General features: G+C 68.6%; 2 protein-coding genes. Both read right to left on the bottom strand.

Features of this window, described 5'->3' with window-relative positions; translation table 11 throughout:
• Nucleotides 1-41: 41 nt before the first annotated feature.
• Complete coding sequence (locus tag ACFWEK_RS21105) at nt 42-1,004, bottom strand: carbohydrate ABC transporter permease (RefSeq protein WP_430544778.1); 963 nt, start codon at nt 1,002-1,004, stop codon at nt 42-44.
• 12 nt (nt 1,005-1,016) lie between these two features.
• Nucleotides 1,017-1,931 (bottom strand): carbohydrate ABC transporter permease, encoded by a 915-nt coding sequence (locus ACFWEK_RS21100; RefSeq protein WP_430555308.1) that lies wholly within the window; start codon nt 1,929-1,931, stop codon nt 1,017-1,019.
• Nucleotides 1,932-2,080: the final 149 nt, after the last annotated feature.

Here is a 2,080-nt window from a genome sequence, read left to right as displayed (position 1 = left end):
GGTCGCTGTCGTACGACGTGCGTGGTGCACGGTCCGCCTCCTCACTTGATCCCGCTGAAGCCGATGGAGTTGACGATCCGCCTCGCGAAGACGACGAACAGCAGGATCATCGGCAGCGCGGCCACCAGGGTCGCGGCCATCAGCCCCGCCCAGTCCGGCCCCGTCTGCGGCGTCTGGGCGTTGAAGTTCCCCAGCGCCACGGTGAGCACCCGCGAGTCGTCGGTGTACGAGACCATCAACGGCCAGAAGTAGTCGTTCCACGACCCGATGTACGTGAGGATCGAGATCGTCGCGATCGGCCCCACGGACATCGGGATGATGATCGCGAAGAACACCCGGACCTTGCTGGCGCCGTCGATCAGCGCGGCCTCCTCCACCTCGGTGGAGACGTTCATGAAGAACTGCCGCAGGAAGAAGATCGCGAACGGCGTCATGAACAGCCCGGGCAGCATGATGCCGAGCAGCGTGTCGATCAGCCCCAGCTCCCGGACCAGCACGAAGTTCGGCAGCAGCGTGAAGATCACCGGCACCATCAGCGACAGCAGGAAGACGCCGAACACGGCGTTGCGCCACCGCCAGCGCAGCCGCGAGAACGCGTACGCGGCCATCGCGGAGAAGAACACCTGGCACGCGGTGACGACCGTCGCCACCACCACGGAGTTGCGCAGGTAGAGCCAGAAGTCGATGGAGGCCCCGGAGCCGCCCTGGGCGATGGCCTCCTCGGTGGATTGCAGCCCGAAGACGCGCTCGAACCCGCCCCAGCTGAAGTCCACCGGGAGCAAGGACGTCGAGTTGGCGTACAGGGCCCCGTTGCTCGACAGCGCGGTGCGCAGCATCCAGTAGAAGGGGAACAGCGTGACGAGCAGGACGAGGATCATCACCGCCCAGGCCAGGACGCGGCCGGGGCTGAGCCGCCGCCGGCGACGACGCGGCGGCGCGGGGCGGTCCGCGTCGGACGCGGAGACGGTCGGGGGTGCGGCAGGTGCCGTCGTGGTCTCGATCATGGTCGCCGCCTCCTAGTTCAGGTCCGTCTGGCCGGCCCGCGTCATGCGGTACTGGAAGAAGGTGACGACCACCAGGATCAGCAGCATCGCCACGCTCAGCGCGGAGGCGTAGCCGAAGTCGAACTGCCCGAACGCCTTGTCGTAGATGTAGAGCTGCAGCACGCGGCTGGCGTCCACCGGGCCGCCGTTCGTGGTGACGGCGACGGTGTCGAACACCTGGAACGAGCCGATCACCGAGATGATCAGCACGAGCCCGAGGATGGGACGCAGCAGCGGCAGCGTGATGCCGAAGAACGTGCGCACCTCCGACGCGCCGTCGACCCGCGCCGCCTCGTACGTGGTGGGCGGGATGGCCTGCAGGCCCGCGAAGATCAGCAGCGCCGTGTAGCCCATGTGCCGCCAGACGTTCACCACCGCGATGGTGGGGATGGCCCAGGCCTCGGAGGTGAAGAACCCGATCCGCTCCAGGCCGACCCACTCCAGCAGCTGGTTCCCGATCCCCAGCTGGAAGTCGAGGATCCACAGGAACACGAGGGCGGCGACCACGTTGGACACGAGGTACGGGGCGAGCACCAGCGAGCGCAGCAGCGTGGAGCGGCTGAGCCGCTGCATCAGCACGGCGATCACCAGGGCCACGACCGTCTGCAGCCCGATGTTGATGACCACGTAGAGCAGCGTCACGCGGACGGCGTTCCAGAACACCGGGTCCGCGACCATCTCGCGGTAGTTGTCGAGGCCCACGAACTCGGCCGGGCTGAGCAGGTCCCACGACGTGAAGCTCAGCCAGATGCCGCGGACCAGCGGCCAGAAGTAGAAGACCAGCAGGCCGATGCTGGCCGGCAGGATGAAGAGCAGGGCGAGCCGGGTGTCGTCCCGGCGGCCCGACCGTCGGACGGTCGGTGGGGGTGGCGCGGTCGGTGCAGCCATCAGGTTCCTCCTTGCGTCGTTGCAAGCAGTGCTCGGACAGTGCGGTGCGGTGCGGCCCCGGGGGGGGGACCCCCCCCGGGCCCGGGGGGGGGGGGGCCTGGGGGGCGGGGCCGCGGCCCCAGTCCGGGGGGACAGGGGCGTATAAAAAA

This window comes from Isoptericola sp. NPDC060257 (assembly GCF_042726645.1).
Taxonomy (GTDB): domain Bacteria; phylum Actinomycetota; class Actinomycetes; order Actinomycetales; family Cellulomonadaceae; genus Isoptericola; species Isoptericola nanjingensis.
The sequence above is the reverse complement of the archived record's forward strand: the minus strand, read 5'-3'. Positions and strand labels throughout refer to the sequence as shown.